The sequence below is a fragment of the Streptomyces sp. NPDC048461 genome (genome assembly GCF_055587105.1).
Genome location: NZ_JBVJGW010000015.1, coordinates 95,912 through 112,538 on the forward strand (window position 1 = coordinate 95,912; position 16,627 = coordinate 112,538).

The window sequence follows — 16,627 nt, forward strand, 5'->3', positions numbered from 1 at the left end:
GGGCCGGACCGGCGGAAACCCCTGCGGGACGACACGGAGCGGAGACAACCATGACGGGCCTGAACTGCCTGGTCACCGGAGCCACCGGCTACATCGGCGGCCGACTGGTGCCCGAACTCCTCGACGCCGGGCACCGGGTGCGCTGCCTGGCCCGCACCCCGGCGAAGCTGCGCGACCACCCTTGGGCCGGGCGCGCCGAGGTGGTGGCGGGCGACGCCACCGACGCGGGATCGGTCGCGGCCGCCCTGGAGGGCATCGACGTGGCCTACTACCTGGTCCACGCCCTCGGCGGCGGCTCCGGCTTCGAGGACCGCGACCGGGACGCCGCCCGGATCTTCGCCGAGCAGGCCGCCGCGGCCGGGGTCCGCCGCATCGTCTACCTCGGCGGGCTCACGCCCTCCGGCATCCCGGTCCGGGAACTCTCCCCGCACCTGCGCTCCCGCTCCGAGGTCGGCGAGATCCTCCTCGCGGGCTCCGTCCCGGCCACCGTCCTGCGCGCCGCCGTCATCATCGGCTCCGGCTCGGCCTCCTTCGAGATGCTGCGCTACCTCACCGAGCGGCTGCCGGTCATGGTCACCCCCAGCTGGGTCGGCACCCGCTGCCAGCCCATCGCCGTCCGCGACGTCCTGCGCTACCTCGTCGGCAGCGCCACCATGCCGCCCGAGGTCGACCGGGCCTTCGACGTCGGCGGCCCGGACGTGCTCACGTACGAGGACATGATGCGCCGGTACGCCGTGGTGGCGGAGCTCCCCAAACGGCTCATCCTGCGGGTGCCCATGCTCACCCCCCGCCTCTCCAGCCACTGGATCGGCCTCGTCACCCCGGTCCCGCGGGCGCTGGCGCGGCCGCTGGCCGAATCCCTGCGCCACGAGGTGGTCTGCTCGGAGCACGACATCGCGCGGTACGTGCCCGATCCGCCCGGCGCCCCCATCGGCTTCGACCAGGCGCTGACGCTGGCCCTGCGCCGGGTGCGGGAGGCCAAGGTGGACACCCGCTGGTCCTCCGCCTCCGTCCCGGGCGCGCCCAGCGACCCGCTGCCGACCGACCCCGACTGGGCGGGCGGGAGCCTCTACAAGGACGAGCGCGAGCGGGAGGTCGGAGCCTCGCCCGAGGCGCTGTGGCGGGTGGTGGAGGGCATCGGCGGGGAGAACGGCTGGTACTCCTTCCCGCTGGCCTGGTCCGTGCGGGGCTGGCTGGACCGGCTCGCGGGCGGGGTCGGCATCCGCCGCGGCCGCAGGGACGCGGTCCACCTGCGGGTGGGGGACTCCCTCGACTTCTGGCGGGTGGAGGAGATCGAACCGGGCCGCCTGCTGCGTCTGCGCGCCGAGATGCGGCTGCCGGGGCTCGCCTGGCTGGAGATGTACGCGGAACCCTGCCAGGACGCCCCCGGCGCGGGGAACGGCCCGGGCTCCGCGCCCCGGACGGCGGGCACCGCCGAGGCGGCGACACCCGGCGCGAACGGCGGCGGGACCGCCGGCCTGAACGGCGGCGGGAGCCCCGGCCTGAACGGGACCGCCGGCCGGAACGCGACCGCCGGCCGGAACGCGACCGCCGGCCGGAACGGGGTTCCGGTTTCCGGCGCGGCCCCCGGCGCCGGGACGGCCCGGACGCGTTACCGCCAGCGCGCGCTGTTCCACCCGCGCGGGCTGCTCGGGCACCTGTACTGGTGGAGCGTGTCGCCGTTCCACGCCGTCGTCTTCGGCGGCATGGCCCGCAACATCGCCCGCGCCGCCGAACGCCTCGACGGCGCCGAGGGCGACGCCGCATCCAAGGGCGGCCCCGTCACCGAAGTACCGGTCGACAGCCGTCCCCCACAGTCCTGACGCGGAGCGAGAGCCCATGAACGTCGCGGTCGTCCTGTACACCTCGGACCTGCGCCTGCACGACCACCCGCCGCTGCGGGCGGCCCTCTCCTCCTGCGACCGGGTCGTCCCGCTCTTCGTCCGCGACCGCGTCGTCGAGGCCGCCCCCGGCTTCGCCTCGCCCAACCGGCGGGCGTTCCTCGCCGACTGCCTCGCCGACCTCGACACCGGCCTGCGCGAGCGCGGCGGCCGGCTCGTCGTCCGCTCCGGGGACGCCGTCGAGGAGACCGCCGCCCTGGTCCGGGAGGCCGACGCCGACGAGGTCCACATGTCCGCCGGGGTCAGCGCGTACGCCCACGCCCGCGAGGAGCGCCTGCGCGCCGCCCTGGAAGCCGAGGGCCGGCGGCTGTACGTGCACGACATGGTGGTCACCACCGTCGCCCCGGGGGCCGTCACCCCCGCCGGATCCGACCACTTCGCCGTCTTCACCCCGTACTTCCGCCGCTGGGCCGACCTGCCGCCGCGGCCCGTGGGCAACGCCCCGCGCGGGCTGCGCGTCCCCGACGGCATCGGCTCGGAACCGCTGCCCGGGCGCAGCGCCGTCACCGGCGCCTCCCCGGGCCTCGCCCGCGGCGGCGAGACCGAGGCCCGCCGGCTGCTGACGGCCTGGCTGCGCTCCGGCATCACGCGCTACGAGGACGTCCACGACGACCTGGCGGGCGACGCCACGTCCCGGCTCTCCCCGCACCTCCACTTCGGCACGCTCTCGCCCACCGAGGCCGTGCAGCGCGCCCGCGCCGCGGGCGGCCCCGGCGCCGACGCCTTCGTACGGCAGCTCTGCTGGCGCGACTTCCACCACCAGGTGCTGGCCGCCCGCCCGAAGGCCGCCGCCGAGGACTACCGCGACCGCCGGGACCACTGGCGCACGGGCCGCGCAGCGGAGGAGGAGACACAGGCCTGGAAGGAGGGCCGCACCGGCTATCCGGTGGTCGACGCGGCCATGCGCCAGCTGCGCCACGAGGGCTGGATGCACAATCGCGGAAGGCTGCTCGCCGCGAGCTTCCTCGCCAAGACCCTGTACGTCGACTGGCGGATCGGCGCGCGCCACTTCATGGAGCTGCTCGTGGACGGGGACCTCGCCAACAACCAGCTCAACTGGCAGTGGGTCGCCGGGACGGGCACCGACACCCGGCCCAACCGCGTCCTCAACCCGGTCCGCCAGGGCCTGCGCTACGACCCCGAGGGCCGCTACGTGCACCGCTGGGTGCCGGAACTCGCCGGCCTGCCCGCCCCGCGCGTCCACGAGCCCTGGCGGCTGCCCGCCCCCGAGCGCGCGCGGTACGACTACCCGGACCCGGTGGTGGAGCTCGCCGACGGCCTCGACCGGTTCCGCACCGGCCGGGGGACCGGATGAGCACCGCCGGGCCGGCCCGCGGTACGACCACCCGGACGTCCGGCCCCGCGCCGGACGTATCGTGAGCAGGTGCAGCCCGTGCCGCCGACCACACCGCCGCAGGACCTCCCCGCCGCCGCGCTGAGCACCGGAGCCGTCGCCCGGCGCCTGGGGGTGTCGCCCACCACGCTGCGCTCCTGGGAGCGCCGCTACGCCATCGGCCCCGCCCGCCGCGAGGACGGACGGCACCGCCGGTGGACCGCCCAGGACATCGCCCGGCTGGAGCTGATGTGCGCGCTCACCGCGCAGGGCGTGCCCCCCGCCGAGGCGGCACGGGCCGCCCAGGGCGCCGCCCCCGACGCCCCCGCCGTGCAGGAGGAGACGGGCCGCGCCCCCGGCGGGCCCAACGCGCTGCCCCTCGGCGAGGTCCGCCCGGAGTGCCGGGGGCTCGCGCGGGCCGCCGTACGCCTCGACGCGCCGGCCGTGGAGGAACTGCTGGACGCCGCCGTCGCGGAGCACGGCCTGGTCACCGCCTGGGAGGAGGTCATCGCGCCGACCCTGCACGCGGTCGGCCGCAAGTGGGCCTCGGCCGGGGAGCGCTACGTGGAGGTCGAGCACCTGCTGTCCTGGTACGTCTCCTCCGCGCTGCGCCGGATCCGGACCGCGCCCGGCCGACCCCGCACCCCGCCGGTGCTGCTCGCGTGCGTCCCCGGCGAGCTGCACAGCCTGCCGATGGAGGCGCTGGCCGCGGCCCTCGGCGAGCGGGGCCTGCCGGTGCGGATGTTCGGGCCCGCGCTGCCCGCCGACGCGCTGCACGAGGCGGTGCGGCGCACCGGCCCCCGCGCCGTCGTGCTGTGGTCCCAGTCCCGGGTCACCGCCGACCGGTCGCTGGTCCGCTCCGTGGCCGGGATCGAGTGGGGCCTGCGCGGCGCCCGCGGCCACTCGGCCCTGCTGCTCGCCGGACCGGGCTGGGCCTCGGGGCCCCAGGACCCGCGCGCCGAGCGGCTGTTCGGACTGCGCTCGGGGGTCGAGCTCATCGCGACGCTGGCAGCGGGGTCGCCTCCAGCGAGCGGCGCAGGACGTGCAGCGCCCGCCGCATATGGCTCTTGACGGTGCCCAGCGGCAGCCCGGTGCGGGCCGCGATCTGGGTCTGGGTGAGGTCCCCGTAGAAGGCCAGGCGCAGCACCCGCTGCTGCGCCGAGGGCAGCCGGGACAGCTCGCCCAGGACGAGCACCCGGTCCACGACGCGCTCCGGCTCGGGCTCAGGCCAGGCGTGCCCGCCGGGGCGCGGGACCAGCGCAGGGAAGGCCCGCGCGGCCGCGGCGGCGGCGCGGGCACGCCGGGTGCGCGCCTCCAGGGCGTCGGCCACCTTGTGCCGGGTGATGCCGGTGAGCCACGCCCCGAGCCCGCCGGGCCCCGGGCGATAGCCGTGCCGGCCGCGCCAGGCGGCCAGGAACACCTGCTGGGTCACGTCCTCGGCCTCCCGCTCGTCGCCGAGCGAGCGGCGTGCCAGGGAGTGCACCAGCGGCCGCCAACGGCGGTAGACCGCCTCCATGCAGCCTTCGTCGCCCGCCGCGAACCCGGCGGTGACGCGTTCCTCGCGTTCCTCGTCGTCCATGGCACGAGCCTCGCGAGCACGCCCATCCCGGCAAACTCGCAGCGTTTTCGCATCGATTCCCGGCGGGGTGCTCAAGCCGCTTCCGCGGGCCGGCCCTCGCCCGCCATGAACCGCCACACCAGCCCGTGGCCCAGGACCACCAGCAGGATCAGCAGCAGCGCCTCGGCCTGGATCGGCCGCAGGTTCACCGCGCCGGCCACCTCGGGCGCCGCGCCGACCACGGCCACCAGTACGTACAGGGCCGCCACCCCCAGCCGGTGCCACAGCAGCTCGGAGGAGTCCCCGCCGGACCGTCCCCGCGCGAGCAGCCGCAGCGTGGACACGCAGCCGACGACGGACACCACCACGAAGCTGGCCCGCCAGATCTGCGGCTGTTCCGTCCCGCCCACCTGGGCGAACAGGCCCATCAGGGCGGGCAGCAGGAACGAGAGGTAGATCCCCCCGACGACCCGGCGCAGTGCGGGCGCGCGCATCCAGTCCGGACGGCCCTGCACCACGTTCCACCACAGGCCGACGAGCGTGAAACAGGTCGCGGAGAAGAGGGCGTAGAACGTGCTCACATCCATGACGCCCGACAGTGACACGCCTCCCGGGGTCATCCATCGCCGACATGCCGGGAGGGCCGCGGGGCCTCGCGCGGGGTGCAGGGCGTAGGGTCCGGAGGATGAGCGACCTGCTGCTGGTGAGGCACGGCGAGACGGCGTGGAGCGCCAATGGGCGGCACACCGGACGCACCGACGTGCCGCTGACCGCGCGCGGCGTCGAGGAGGCCATCTCGCTGGCCCCCTACTTCCGCGACCGGCACCCGGCACTGGTGCTGACCAGCCCGCTGCGCCGCGCGGTGGCCACCGCGCAGCTCGCGGGCCTCACCGGCGGGGTCACCGACCCCGACCTGTACGAGTGGGACTACGGCGGCTACGAGGGCGTCACCACCGCCGAGATCCGGCGCACCGTCCCCGCCTGGTCGCTGTGGACCGACGGGGTGCCCCCCGGCGACGCCGAGCACCCGGGGGAGAGCGCCGCCCAGGTGGGCGCCCGGGCGGACCGGGTCCTGGCCCGGATCGCCCCGGTGCTCCGGGCGGACGCCGGGGACGCCGTCGTGGTGGCCCACGGTCACTTCCTGCGCGTCCTGACCGCCCGCTACCTGGGGCTCGGACCCGAGGAGGGGCGGCTGTTCCTGCTCCGGACCGGAACGGTCAGCCTGCTGTCCACCGAGCACGGTCTCCCGGTGATCGCCGGCTGGAACACCCACCCCTGACCCGTCCCCACCCCGGCCGGCCCTGTTCCCGGCCGCTCGCCTCGCGCGCACGCGGGCCCGGGGCGACGATGCGTACATGGCCCACGACGACGGTGCGGGCGGTGGCGGCGGACCGGAGACCGGGATCCCGGAAGCGGGGCTGAAGGCCAACGCGATCGGGTTCCTCGACGCGCTCGTCATCGGCCTGAACTCCACTTCGCCCGCGTACTCCCTGGCAGCGGTGATCGGCCCGATCGTGGCCCTGGTCGGGATCTACGCCCCCGGCGTGATGCTGGCGTCCTTCGTGCCGATGCTGCTGATCGCCGCCGCCTTCTACTACCTGAACAAGGTCGACCAGGACTGCGGGACCACCTTCTCGTGGGTCACCCGCGCCATGGGGCCCTGGGCGGGGTGGCTCGGCGGCTGGGCGATCGCGATGACCGGAGTCCTCGTCATCGGCTCGCTCGCCGACGTGGCCGTCCACTTCGGCCTGCTCGCCGCGGGGCTCGACGGCTGGGCCGCCAACGCGCTCGTCCGCCAGGGCCTCACCGTCCTGGTGATCCTGGTGATGACGGCCATCTGCGTCATCGGCACCGAGATGTCGGCCAAGCTGCAGAACGTGCTGATCCTCGCCCAGGTCTTCTTCCTCCTGGTCTTCGCCGTCGTGGCCCTCTACCGGGTCTACGCCGACACCGGCACCCTCGACTCGATCGAGCCGTCCGCGGCGTGGCTGAACCCGTTCGGGGCCGGCGGCGCCGCGCTCACCGGCGGACTGCTGCTCGGCGTGTTCATCTACTGGGGCTGGGAATCCGCGGTCAACCTCACCGAAGAGGTCGAGAACTCCGCCACCGCCCCCGGCAAGGCCGGGATCTGGTCGACCGTGGTGCTGCTGGTGACCTACCTGTCGGTGGGCTTCGCCGTCGTCGCGTACGCCGGCACCGTCTTCCTCGCCGAGAACGCCGGCGAGGAGGAGGCCGTCTTCGCGGTCCTCGCCCACGAGGTCATGGGCGGCTGGGACTGGGTGGTGCTCCTCGCCGTCTGCACCTCCGCGCTCGCCTCCACGCAGACCACCATCATCCCGGCCTCGCGGACGGCCCTGTCGATGGCCCGCCGGCACGCGCTGCCGCCGCGGCTCGCGCACATCCACCCGCGGTTCCGGACCCCCGACGTGAGCACGTGGTGGGTGGCCGGCATCGCGATCGCCTGGTACCTCGTCGTCAACCAGATCAGCGAGAACGCGCTGCTGGACTCGCTGACCGCGCTCTCCCTGCTCATCGCGTTCTACTACGCGCTCACCGGGCTGGCCTGCGCCGTCTACTACCGCCGCCACCTGCTGGAGAACGTGCACAACTTCGTGCTCATCGGGCTCGGCCCGGTGCTCGGGGCCGGACTGCTGGCGTGGCTGCTCGTGGAGTCGATCGGCGACATGGCGAACCCGGAGAACTCGGCCGGCGGCGTCTCCTGGTTCGGGCTCGGCCCGCCGCTGGTCATCGGCATCGCGATCGCCGTCGTCGGCGTGCTCGTCATGTGCTTCTGGCGGGTACGGGACGGCAGGTTCTGGCAGGAGCGGCGCAGCGTGGCAGACCCGGAACTCGTCCACGCGAAGAAGTCCTGAGGAGGCCCGATGTCCGTCGTCCTGGGATACGACGAGTCGCCCGGTGCGGAACGTGCCCTGCGCGTGGCGCTGGAGGTCGCCGCGGCCTTCGGGGAGCCCCTCGTCCTCGTCTTCGGCGCCGCGGCCCCCGGCTCCACCGGGGAGGAGTACCGCGCCCATCGCGAGGCCGTCCGGCAGGCGGGCCGCAGCGCCCTGGCGCACGCCGTCGAGGAGGCCGACGCGGCCGGGGTGCCGTCCGCGGTCGAGGTGGTCGACGAGAAGCCCGCCCAGGCGCTGATCGACGCCGCCGAGCGGCACGACGCCCGGGTGATCATCGTCGGCAGCTGGGGGGACAGCCCGATCCGGGGCGCCCTGCTGGGCTCCACCCCGCACAAACTGCTGCACCTCTCTCCGGTCCCGGTGCTGTGCGTACCGACCGGGAACGGATTCTGACGCCGTACGCTCCCGGCGCCGCACCGCCCCCGCCGTGACGGCCGCCGCCGCGGTGCGGTCCCGTACGGGGACCGCACCGCGGCGGCGCCGGGTCCGGCCGCCCGTCAGGGGCCGGAGAGCGCGGTCTCGGGCACCGGCTTGACCGGGGTGGCCGGACGGGGCGCCTTCCCGGAGCGGAGCAGGGTCAGGGCCGGACTGGTGGCGGCCGTCGTCACCAGCGCCATCAGCACGAGCATGGTGAACAGCTCCGGCCCGATGACGCCGAGTTCGAGGCCGACGTTGAGGACCACCAGCTCGGTCAGCCCCCGGCAGTTCATCAGCGCCCCGATCGACATCGACTCCCTCCAGGGTCTTCCGCAGACGCGGGCCGCGGCCGTCGCGCCGCCCCATTTGCCGAGGACGGCGACCACGAGGATCGCCCCCGCCCAGAGCCAGAGCTCGGGCGTGGCCGTCAGGCCACCGATGTCCGTGCGCAGCCCCGTGTGGACGAAGAACAGCGGCAGCAGCACGGGAACGGTGAAGGCCCGCAGCCGCGCCGCGGACGCCTCGATGCGGTGGCCCGTGCGCGGGGTGACGACCCCGAACAGGAACGCGCCGAACAGGGCGTGGACGCCGATCCGGTCCGTGGCCAGCGCCGACAGGCTCAGCCCGCTGAACAGCGCGACGAGCACGATCCCGTCCTGGTACCGCTCGGCCCGGGCCGCCCAGCGCGCCAGCAGCGGCCTCACCAGGTAGAACATCACGAGGGTGAAGGCCACGGCGAGCGCCGCGGTGGTCGCCGCCTCCATCGGGGAGCCGGCGGAGGCCAGGGCCACCACCAGGGCGAGCAGGCACCACGCGACGACGTCGTCCACGGCCGCGCAGGCCATGGCGAGCGCGCCGAGCGGGGTCCCGTACAGCCCCCGGTCGATGAGGATCCGGGCCAGGACGGGGAACGCGGTGATGCTCATGGCCACCGCGATGAACAGCGTGAACGGGACCTGCCCCACCCCGTCCGGCGCGAAGTCGCCGTACATCGCGACCGCGAGGAGCGCGCCGAGGGCCAGGGGCAGCAGCATGCCGGCCTGGCTGACGGCCACCGCGACGCGGGTGTGCCCGCGCAGGCTCTTCAGGTCGAGTTCCAGCCCGACCAGGAACATGAAGGCCAGCAGCCCGAGCTGGCCGAGCACGGAGGTGTACGGCAGCACGGCCGGCGGGAAGAGCCAGTGCTGGGCGTCCGGCCAGATCCAGCCCAGCAGCGAGGGGCCGAGCAGGATGCCGGTCGCGATCTCACCGACGACCGGCGGCTGGCCGAAGCGCCGGAAGAGGGCCGCCCCCGCCTGGCAGGCGAGGATCACCACGGGGACGGCGACCAGGAGCGCGGGCATCGGGTCAGCGGATGACACGGGTACCTCCTTCGGCGGTTGCGGCGGGCCGGACGAGCGGGACGGCGGGCAAGACGGCGGCCGGCGGCGGCGCCGCGGCGGCCTCGGACCAGAGCGCGTAACGGCGCAGCCCGTACAGCAGCGGCTGCGGATCGTCCCGTACGGTCACCCGTCCGACCTCGGCGAACACGGCCGTGTGGTCCCCGAAGGCGACGGTCCGCACCACGGTGCAGTCCGCGACGGCGTGCGCGTCCTCGGTGAGGTGGGGGCCGCCCGCGCCCAGCGGCAGCCGCCACTCGGTGCGGTCGAAGCGGTCGGCCGCTCCGGAGGCGAACAGGTCGGAGGTGCCGCGGGCCCGCTCGTGGAGCAGGTTGAGCGCGAAGTGACCCTGGGCGAGGAGCACGGCGAGCGTCGGGCTCGCGGCCCGTATGCACACCACCAGGGTGGGCGGCTCCAGCGCGACGCTCGCCACGGAGCTGCAGGTCAGGCCGTGGGGCGCGGCGTCGGAGTCCAGCGTGGTGACGATGGACACCCCGGTGGGGAAGGCGGCCATGAAGGGACGCAGGTCGGCCCGCCGGCCGGCGGCCGCGGACTCGTCCGGGGCGTCCGGCGACGCGGGCGGCGCCTGCTGGGGTGCGACGGGATGGGGCGCGGAGTGGTGGGGCATGTCTGACTCCTGAGGTGGCTGAAACACTGCGGCCCGGCAGCCGGCGGGAGAGCCGTGCTGCCGGGCCGTGGGAGCGGGGGCCGGCCGCCGCGCCCGTGGGGCGGGCGGGCGACCGGGAGGCCTTACGCGCCGTGCAGTTGGCGCAGGTAGTCGTATGCGCTGGGCAGGGTCTCCAGCAGGTTCTGCTGCTGGCGCTTGACGGTGTCGAACAGCGGCTCGGCGCCGGCGACCGATTCCGGCCGGTGGGCGAGGGAGGGCAGCGGGGCGTCCGGTTCGAGACCGAGGCCCGCGAAGATGCAGTAGTAGCTGCCGTTCGTCCAGAAGTTGCGGAACTCCGCCTCGAAGTTGCCGTAGTAGGTGGACTCGTCGGTGATCGGCGAGTTGATGGGCAGTCCGGCCTTGTAGGCGGAGATCTTCTGCTGGATGTTGTCCGGGAGTGTCAGCGTCTTCTGCGCCTGCCAGAACGGGGTGTCGTTGCGCGGCGCGTAGTAGAAGTGCGCCTGGATGAAGTCGCGGGTGTCGTCGAACATCACCTCGATCTCGTTGTTGAAGCTGTCGATCAGCCCCTTGTTGAAGGTCTTGTCCGGGAAGTGCTTGGCCAGCTGGTAGATCGCCGCGGTGATGAAGTAGATCCCCGTCGACTCCAGCGGCTCCAGGAAGCAGGACGACAGACCGATGCTGACGACGTTCTTCACCCACGCGCGGCGGTTGCGGCCGACGCGGAAGCGGATGTGGTTGAACTTCGTCTCCTCCACGTCCAGGCCCCACATGTCCGCGAACTCGCGGGTGGCGGTGTCCTGGTCGGCGAACTTGCTGGAGTACACGTAGCCGGTGCCGAAGCGCCCCAGCATGGGGATCTTCCAGGCCCAGCCGGAGGACATCGCGATCGACGAGGTGTACGGCTCCACGCCGTTCGCCTCGTCGTCGTGCGGGACGGCGGTGGCCACCGCGCTGTCGCACAGCAGGTGGTCGCTCATGTCGATGAACGGCTCCGCCAGCGCCTGGTTGATGAGCAGGCCGCGGAAGCCCGAGCAGTCCACGAACAGGTCGGCCTCCAGGGCCAGTCCGCCCCTGGTGTGCAGCCGGGTCACGTAGCCGCGGTCGTCCTGCTCGACGCGCGTCATCTCGTCCTGCACGTGCTTGACGCCCTGCTTCTCCGTGGCGAAACGGCGCAGGAAGTCGGCCACGAGCTGGGCGTCGAAGTGCCACGCGTACCGGGTGGCCGGCCGGCCGTCGAGCCAGCGCGGGGCCTTCATCGCGTCCATCACGGGGGGTTCGCGGAAGCAGGCGTAGTCGAACGGCTCGGTGGTGCGGCCCTCGTACTTCCGCTTGAACCAGTAGTGCGACAGCGGGGTGTGGTCGTAGTCCGGGAGCAGTCCGAACGGGTGGTAGAAGTGGTCCGGGCCGCCGCCGGGGAGCTCGCGCGCCGTCGCCTCGCCCTGCCCTCCGGTGCGCCAGTTGACGAAGCGCACGGCCATCTTGAAACTGGCGTTGCACTCCCTCATCCACTCGTCCTCGGCGATGCCCAGGTAGTCGAAGAACGACCGCTGCAGGTTGGGCACCGTGGCCTCGCCGACGCCGATGCGCGGAATGGAGGGCGCCTCGAGGACGGTGATGTCGACCGTGCCCTGGAGCGCCTTCCCGAGATACGCGGCGGTCATCCAGCCGGCCGTGCCGCCGCCCAGGATGACGACCTTCTGAAGCCGGGTGTCGGTGCTGGTCATGAAACAGCCCTCATTTCGGAGTCGGCGGTTCGGGTGGTCGTGCTCATCAGGGTGGAGAACCGGCCTTTCACCGTTCTACACAGTGCGCTTCCGGCCGTTGTAGAGCGCTTGTAGACCCCCCGAACACACTCGTCGCAGGCAGAGCGGCAGGCGCAGACCACGGGGAGGGCTCCATGAGCACCGCAGCGATCGAGACAGCGGAGCCGAGGGTACGGGTCCGGTTCCTCGGCGACTTCGAACTGACCGTCAACGGCGCCCGCGTGGAGCGCTGGAGGGCCGGCAAGGCCCGTGGCCTGTTCCAGTACCTCGTGGTGCACCGCGGCCAGATGCTCACCCGCGACCGGCTGTACGAGTCCCTGTGGCCCGGCACCGACAGCACCTCGGGCAGCTCCCTGAAGGTGGCGGCCCACGCCCTGCGCCGGGTGCTCGACGCCCACCCCGACCGGCCGGGCGACTCGGGCATCCGCCTGGTCTACCGCGACTTCGGCTACGTCCTGCACGTCAACGGCCTGTGGTCCGACCTCGACCGGTTCCAGGAGCTCGTGCACACCGGCCTGCGGGCCTCCGTCGCCCGGGACGCCCCGCTCGCCCGGACCCGGCTGCGGGCGGCCCTCGACCTGTACGGCGGGGAGTTCCTGCGCGGCGAGAACGCCGACTGGGTCGTCGAACAGCGCGAGTACCTCAGGGCGCTCGCGCTGCGGGCCCTCGGCGTGCTGCGGGCCGACGCCGAGGCCCGCGAGGACGCGGTCGAGCTGATCGAGCTGTGCATGCGCACGCTGGAGATCGACCGGCACCACGAGGAGACGTACCGCGCGCTGATGTCCGCGCACGGCCGCCGGGGCGAACTCGCCTGTGTGCGCCGCTGGTACGAGCTGTGCGCCCGCCGGATGCGCGACGAGCTGGCCGTGGCGCCCGGCCGCGAGACCCAGCAGCTCCTGCGCGCCCTGATCCCGGCCGCCGCCCGGACCCCCGCCCCCGAGAGCGCCCCCGCCACCGTCCGCGCACTGAGGTCCCCGGCCCGCCGGCCCGCCGCCGCGGCCTGGGGTGCGGATCCCCGTACGACCGCCCTCGCCCGCCCGGTGCGGCGGGCCCGGCCCGACAACAGGGCCCCGGCCGCCCTGGCCCGCACGGCCGACTGAGCCGCCGTCCGGGCACCCGCGTGATTCCGCGACGCAGCGATCCCCGCGATCCCCGCGCTTTCCGTGACCGAGTGAGGACTCCACCGTGACCGTGCTGACCGTGCCCACCGCGCCGCAGGACTCCGGCCTGCGCAGATCCGACCCGGGCGGGACCCCCCTGCCCCCGCGCCACGACGACCAGTGGATCGGCGGCGCCTGGACCGCCTCCGACGCGGACGGCCGCCTCGTCGTGACCGACCCCAGTACCGAACGGGCCCTGGCCACCGTGCCCGCGGGCACCGTCCGCGACGCCGACCTCGCGGTGCGCGCCGCCGCCGGCGCCTTCGAGCGCTGGGCCGCCACCCCGCCCCGCGAGCGTGCCGCCCTGCTGCGCCGGGTCGTGGAGGCCATGGAGGTGCGCGCCGACCGCTTCGCCGACGTGATCACCGCGGAGGTCGGGGCGCCCGCCCGGATGGCGCGCCAGACCCACGTGGGGCTCTCCCTCGGCATGGCGGCGCACTGCGTGGAGACCGCGGCCTCGTACGCCTTCGAGCAGCGCGTGGGCCACTCCCTGGTGGTGCGCGAGGCGGCCGGGGTGGCCGCCTGCATCACCCCGTGGAACACCCCGCTGCTCCTGACGGTGCAGAAGATCCTTCCCGCGCTGGCCGCCGGCTGCACCGTGGTGCACAAGCCGAGCGAGATCACCCCGCTGCACGCCCGGCTGCTGGCCGAGGCGATCGCCGAGGCCGATCTGCCGCCCGGCGTCTTCAACATGGTCGTCGGCACCGGACCCACCGTCGGAACCGCCCTGGTGACCCACCCGCTGGTCGACGTGGTCTCCCTGACGGGCTCGACCCGGGCCGGCCGCGCGGTGTCCGCACTGGGCGCCGACCGCATCAAGCGCGTCCACCTCGAACTCGGCGGCAAGAACGCCAGCCTGGTCCTCGACGACGCGGACCTCGCGGCGTCCGTCGCCGCCACCGTCGACCAGATGCTCTTCAACACCGGCCAGACCTGCCTGCAGTGGAGCCGCCTGCTGGTGCCCCGCGACCGCCAGGACGAGGCCGTCCAGCTCGCCGGGCAGGCCATGGACGGCTACGTCACCGGCGATCCGCGCGACCCCGCCACCGACCTCGGCCCGCTGGTGTCCGCCGAGGCGCACGCCCGCGTCACCGAGTACATCCGCCGCGGCGCGCAGGAGGGCGGCGCGCGCCTGGTCCGCGGCGGCGCCGGCCGGCCCGCCGGCCTCGCCACCGGCTACTACGTCCAGCCGACGATCTTCGCCGACGTCGACCCGCTGACCACGATCGGCCAGGAGGAGATCTTCGGCCCCGTCCTCTCGGTCATCCCGTACGACGACGAGGACGAGGCGGTGCGGATCGTCAACGGCACCCGCTACGGGCTGCACGGAGCGGTCTGGTCCGGCGACGCCGCCCGCGCCGAGCGGGTCGCGCGCCGCTTCCGCTCCGGCCTGGTCGACGTGAACGGCGGCCAGTTCAACCCGGCCGCCCCGTTCGGCGGCTTCAAGCAGTCCGGGATCGGCCGCGAGTGCGGCACGGCCGGCCTGGAGGCCTTCCTGGAGACCAAGTCGATGCAACTGCCCCAGGGCGGCGGCCAGGTGGTGGGCCCGCGGCTGCGGTCCACCGCGGCCGCCCGCCCCGCGGACACGGAGAGGAACGACGGATGACCGAGCGGACCGCCGCGTACCCGGGGGGCGCCACCGCCCCCGGAGCACCGGCAGACGACACCCCGGCCCCCGCCGGCCCGGAGCTGTTCGACCCGGCACCCGCCGGGTGGGCGGAGGCCGGCCCGGGCGCCGGCACTGCGGGCGCTGGCACTGCGGACAGCGAAGCCGTCGCCGGGCCGACCGCGGCCGAGACGCTCCCGCCGCTGTTCGCGCGCCTGGAGCGGTGGACCCGCGAACAGCCCGACGAGAGCGCCGTCAAGGCCTCGGACGGCACCCTCACCTACGCGGCGCTCACCGCCCGCACCGCCCGCTACGCCACCGCGCTCGCCGCGGCCGGCGTCGGCCCCGAGACCTCGGTCGGACTGCTCCTCGGCCGCTCCCGGGAGAGCGTGCCCGCCCTGCTGGCCGTCTGGAGCCTCGGCGCGACCGCCGTCCCGCTGGACCCCGGCCACCCGGTCGAGCGCCTCGGCCACGTGCTGCGCGACGCCGACGCCGCCGTACTGGTCGCCCCCGCGGCGCCCGACGGGCTGGAGCCGGGCGCGGCCCGCCTGCTGACCCCCGCCGACGTCCGCCGTACGGCGCCCGGCCCGCTCGCGGTGTCCGTACCGGCCGCCGACGGCTGCGCGTACCTCATCTACACCTCCGGAACCACCGGCCGCCCCAAGGGCGTCGAGGTCACCTACCGGGGCCTGGACACCTTCGTCGAGGCGCTCGTCGGACTCGGGCTGCCGCCCGGCGGGCTCGGGCTCAACGCCGTCTCGCCCGCCTTCGACGGCTGGCTCTGGTGCACCCTGCTCTACCTCACCCACGGCCAGGGCGTGGCCCTGGTGGACCTGTCCCTCGACGGACTGCGCGCGGCCGCCGCGGAGGGCCGAGAGGCCCTGCCCGCCGGTCTGCGGACCGTCTCGCTCACCCCCTCGCTGCTGGCCGCGCACGGCTCCGGACTCGACGCGGCGGAGGTGGTCTTCGTCGCCGGCGAGGCCTGCCCGGCCGCCCTGGCCGAGCGGTACGCCCGCGGCCGCCGGCTGCTGAACGTGTACGGGCCGACGGAGGTGACCATCGCCGCGACCTGGGCCGACAGCAAACGGGGTGACGACGTGAGCACCATCGGGCGACCGCTCCCCGGCTACCGGGCGTACGTCCTGGACGAGGACCTGCTCCCGGTGCCCGCCGGCACCGAGGGCGAGCTCTACCTCGGCGGGCCCGCCGTCGCGCGCGGCTACCGCAGGCGCCCCGGACTCACCGCGAGCCGGTTCCTGCCCGACCCCTTCCTGGGCGGCGGCACCCGCATGTACCGCACCGGTGACGTCGTCGTCCGCCGCACCGGCGGCGAACTGGAGTACCGGGGCCGCCGGGACGACCAGGTCAAGATCCGCGGACACCGCATCGAACTGGGCGAGGTGGAGCGGGTCGCCGCCGAGCTTCCCGAGGTCGTCGCCGCGGCCTGCTGCCCGCTCGCCTCGGGCGAGTCCCTCGGCCTCGCCGTGGTCGCCGCACCCGGCGCCGACCCGGCCGGGCTGTCCGCGCGCGTCGTGGAGCGCTGCCGCAAGCAGCTGCCCGCGGCCGCCGTGCCGGGCACCGTACGGGTCCTCGACCGGATCCCGACCCTGACCACCGGCAAGGCCGACCGCGAGGCGCTGTCCCTGGCCCTGTCCGCCCCGGAGTCCGGGGCGGAGCCGCACGGGGAGTTCGCCGCCGCCACCCCGACCGAGCGCCTGGTGACGGGCGTCTGGGCCGAGGTGCTCGCCATCGAGGTGCCGGACCTGCGCGCCGACTTCTTCGAGCTGGGCGGACACTCCCTGGCCGCGGCCCGGGCGGTGTCCGAGCTGCGCCGGATCACCGGCCTGCGCGTCGGCCTGGACACCCTCCTGGACCGGCCGACGGCCTCGGAGTTCGCCGCCGAACTGGACCGGCTCCTCGCCGCCCGCGAGGCACCGGCCGCCGACGACACCGCCGAGGGGGCCTGAGCC

The 16,627-nt window shown here is 74.9% G+C and carries 14 protein-coding genes; 9 read left to right on the forward strand and 5 right to left on the reverse strand.

Annotated features, from left to right (window positions below; genetic code table 11):
* Nucleotides 1–50 precede the first annotated feature (50 nt).
* From ACZ6S8_RS24925 to ACZ6S8_RS24935, 3 genes are all read left to right on the forward strand, one after another.
* Complete coding sequence (locus ACZ6S8_RS24925; RefSeq protein ID WP_469459205.1) at nucleotides 51–1,823, forward strand: SDR family oxidoreductase; 1,773 nt, start codon at nucleotides 51–53, stop codon at nucleotides 1,821–1,823.
* A 16-nt stretch (nucleotides 1,824–1,839) separates the two neighbouring features.
* Nucleotides 1,840–3,216, forward strand: a complete 1,377-nt coding sequence (locus tag ACZ6S8_RS24930) for a cryptochrome/photolyase family protein (RefSeq protein ID WP_469459207.1) — start codon at nucleotides 1,840–1,842, stop codon at nucleotides 3,214–3,216.
* A gap of 69 nt (nucleotides 3,217–3,285) precedes the next feature.
* A complete protein-coding gene (locus ACZ6S8_RS24935) occupies nucleotides 3,286–4,305 on the forward strand; it encodes a MerR family transcriptional regulator (RefSeq protein WP_469459209.1) in 1,020 nt (339 codons plus the stop codon).
* Here the strand turns inward: ACZ6S8_RS24935 and ACZ6S8_RS24940 are convergent.
* A complete protein-coding gene (locus tag ACZ6S8_RS24940) occupies nucleotides 4,229–4,813 on the reverse strand; it encodes an RNA polymerase sigma factor (protein WP_469459211.1) in 585 nt (194 codons plus the stop codon). The two genes, ACZ6S8_RS24935 and ACZ6S8_RS24940, sit on opposite strands and share 77 nt — an antisense overlap.
* Nucleotides 4,814–4,884: 71 nt before the next feature.
* A complete protein-coding gene (locus ACZ6S8_RS24945) occupies nucleotides 4,885–5,379 on the reverse strand; it encodes a hypothetical protein (RefSeq protein WP_469459213.1) in 495 nt (164 codons plus the stop codon).
* A gap of 98 nt (nucleotides 5,380–5,477) precedes the next feature.
* On the opposite strand from ACZ6S8_RS24945, the gene ACZ6S8_RS24950 reads away from it, so the two are divergent.
* The 3 genes from ACZ6S8_RS24950 (at nucleotide 5,478) to ACZ6S8_RS24960 (ending at nucleotide 8,097) form a co-directional block, all read left to right on the forward strand.
* Nucleotides 5,478–6,071 (forward strand): histidine phosphatase family protein, encoded by a 594-nt coding sequence (locus ACZ6S8_RS24950; RefSeq protein WP_469459214.1) that lies wholly within the window; start codon nucleotides 5,478–5,480, stop codon nucleotides 6,069–6,071.
* Nucleotides 6,072–6,147: 76 nt separating this feature from the next.
* A complete protein-coding gene (locus ACZ6S8_RS24955; protein ID WP_469459216.1) occupies nucleotides 6,148–7,665 on the forward strand; it encodes an APC family permease in 1,518 nt (505 codons plus the stop codon).
* A 9-nt stretch (nucleotides 7,666–7,674) separates the two neighbouring features.
* On the forward strand, nucleotides 7,675–8,097 hold the full coding sequence (locus ACZ6S8_RS24960) for a universal stress protein (RefSeq protein WP_469459217.1): 423 nt from the start codon (nucleotides 7,675–7,677) through the stop codon (nucleotides 8,095–8,097).
* 104 nt (nucleotides 8,098–8,201) lie between these two features.
* On the opposite strand, the gene ACZ6S8_RS24965 is transcribed toward ACZ6S8_RS24960, so the two are convergent.
* The 3 genes from ACZ6S8_RS24965 to ACZ6S8_RS24975 all read right to left on the reverse strand — a co-directional run bounded on the left by ACZ6S8_RS24965 (nucleotide 8,202) and on the right by ACZ6S8_RS24975 (nucleotide 11,852).
* The gene (locus tag ACZ6S8_RS24965) at nucleotides 8,202–9,482 is read right to left on the reverse strand and encodes a cation:proton antiporter (RefSeq protein ID WP_469459218.1); all 1,281 of its coding nucleotides are present in this window, start codon (nucleotides 9,480–9,482) and stop codon (nucleotides 8,202–8,204) included.
* Nucleotides 9,469–10,128: a flavin reductase family protein gene (locus tag ACZ6S8_RS24970; RefSeq protein WP_469459220.1), complete on the reverse strand. Its 660-nt coding sequence runs from the start codon at nucleotides 10,126–10,128 to the stop codon at nucleotides 9,469–9,471. The genes ACZ6S8_RS24965 and ACZ6S8_RS24970 overlap by 14 nt, the downstream gene beginning before the upstream one ends.
* A 122-nt stretch (nucleotides 10,129–10,250) precedes the next feature.
* The gene (locus ACZ6S8_RS24975; RefSeq protein WP_469459222.1) at nucleotides 10,251–11,852 is read right to left on the reverse strand and encodes a tryptophan halogenase family protein; all 1,602 of its coding nucleotides are present in this window, start codon (nucleotides 11,850–11,852) and stop codon (nucleotides 10,251–10,253) included.
* Nucleotides 11,853–12,025: 173 nt separating this feature from the next.
* Between ACZ6S8_RS24975 and ACZ6S8_RS24980 the strand changes: the two genes are divergently transcribed.
* The 3 genes from ACZ6S8_RS24980 to ACZ6S8_RS24990 all read left to right on the forward strand — a co-directional run bounded on the left by ACZ6S8_RS24980 (nucleotide 12,026) and on the right by ACZ6S8_RS24990 (nucleotide 16,624).
* Nucleotides 12,026–12,991: an AfsR/SARP family transcriptional regulator gene (locus ACZ6S8_RS24980; protein WP_469459224.1), complete on the forward strand. Its 966-nt coding sequence runs from the start codon at nucleotides 12,026–12,028 to the stop codon at nucleotides 12,989–12,991.
* Between the two features lie 157 nt (nucleotides 12,992–13,148).
* Nucleotides 13,149–14,657: an aldehyde dehydrogenase family protein gene (locus ACZ6S8_RS24985; RefSeq protein ID WP_469459392.1), complete on the forward strand. Its 1,509-nt coding sequence runs from the start codon at nucleotides 13,149–13,151 to the stop codon at nucleotides 14,655–14,657.
* The gene (locus ACZ6S8_RS24990) at nucleotides 14,654–16,624 is read left to right on the forward strand and encodes a non-ribosomal peptide synthetase (protein ID WP_469459226.1); all 1,971 of its coding nucleotides are present in this window, start codon (nucleotides 14,654–14,656) and stop codon (nucleotides 16,622–16,624) included. The genes ACZ6S8_RS24985 and ACZ6S8_RS24990 overlap by 4 nt, the downstream gene beginning before the upstream one ends.
* The last annotated feature ends 3 nt before the right edge of the window (nucleotides 16,625–16,627 follow it).

Excerpts from the sequence above, each read along its gene's own strand:
- ACZ6S8_RS24925 (WP_469459205.1), top strand. The coding sequence starts at position 51 with ATGACGGGCCTGAACTGCCTGGTCACCGGAGCCACCGGCTACATCGGC.
- ACZ6S8_RS24930 (WP_469459207.1), top strand. The coding sequence starts at position 1,840 with ATGAACGTCGCGGTCGTCCTGTACACCTCGGACCTGCGCCTGCACGAC.
- ACZ6S8_RS24940 (WP_469459211.1), bottom strand. The coding sequence starts at position 4,813 with ATGGACGACGAGGAACGCGAGGAACGCGTCACCGCCGGGTTCGCGGCG.
- ACZ6S8_RS24945 (WP_469459213.1), bottom strand. The coding sequence starts at position 5,379 with ATGGATGTGAGCACGTTCTACGCCCTCTTCTCCGCGACCTGTTTCACG.
- ACZ6S8_RS24950 (WP_469459214.1), top strand. The coding sequence starts at position 5,478 with ATGAGCGACCTGCTGCTGGTGAGGCACGGCGAGACGGCGTGGAGCGCC.
- ACZ6S8_RS24955 (WP_469459216.1), top strand. The coding sequence starts at position 6,148 with ATGGCCCACGACGACGGTGCGGGCGGTGGCGGCGGACCGGAGACCGGG.
- ACZ6S8_RS24960 (WP_469459217.1), top strand. The coding sequence starts at position 7,675 with ATGTCCGTCGTCCTGGGATACGACGAGTCGCCCGGTGCGGAACGTGCC.
- ACZ6S8_RS24970 (WP_469459220.1), bottom strand. The coding sequence starts at position 10,128 with ATGCCCCACCACTCCGCGCCCCATCCCGTCGCACCCCAGCAGGCGCCG.
- ACZ6S8_RS24975 (WP_469459222.1), bottom strand. The coding sequence starts at position 11,852 with ATGACCAGCACCGACACCCGGCTTCAGAAGGTCGTCATCCTGGGCGGC.
- ACZ6S8_RS24980 (WP_469459224.1), top strand. The coding sequence starts at position 12,026 with ATGAGCACCGCAGCGATCGAGACAGCGGAGCCGAGGGTACGGGTCCGG.
- ACZ6S8_RS24990 (WP_469459226.1), top strand. The coding sequence starts at position 14,654 with ATGACCGAGCGGACCGCCGCGTACCCGGGGGGCGCCACCGCCCCCGGA.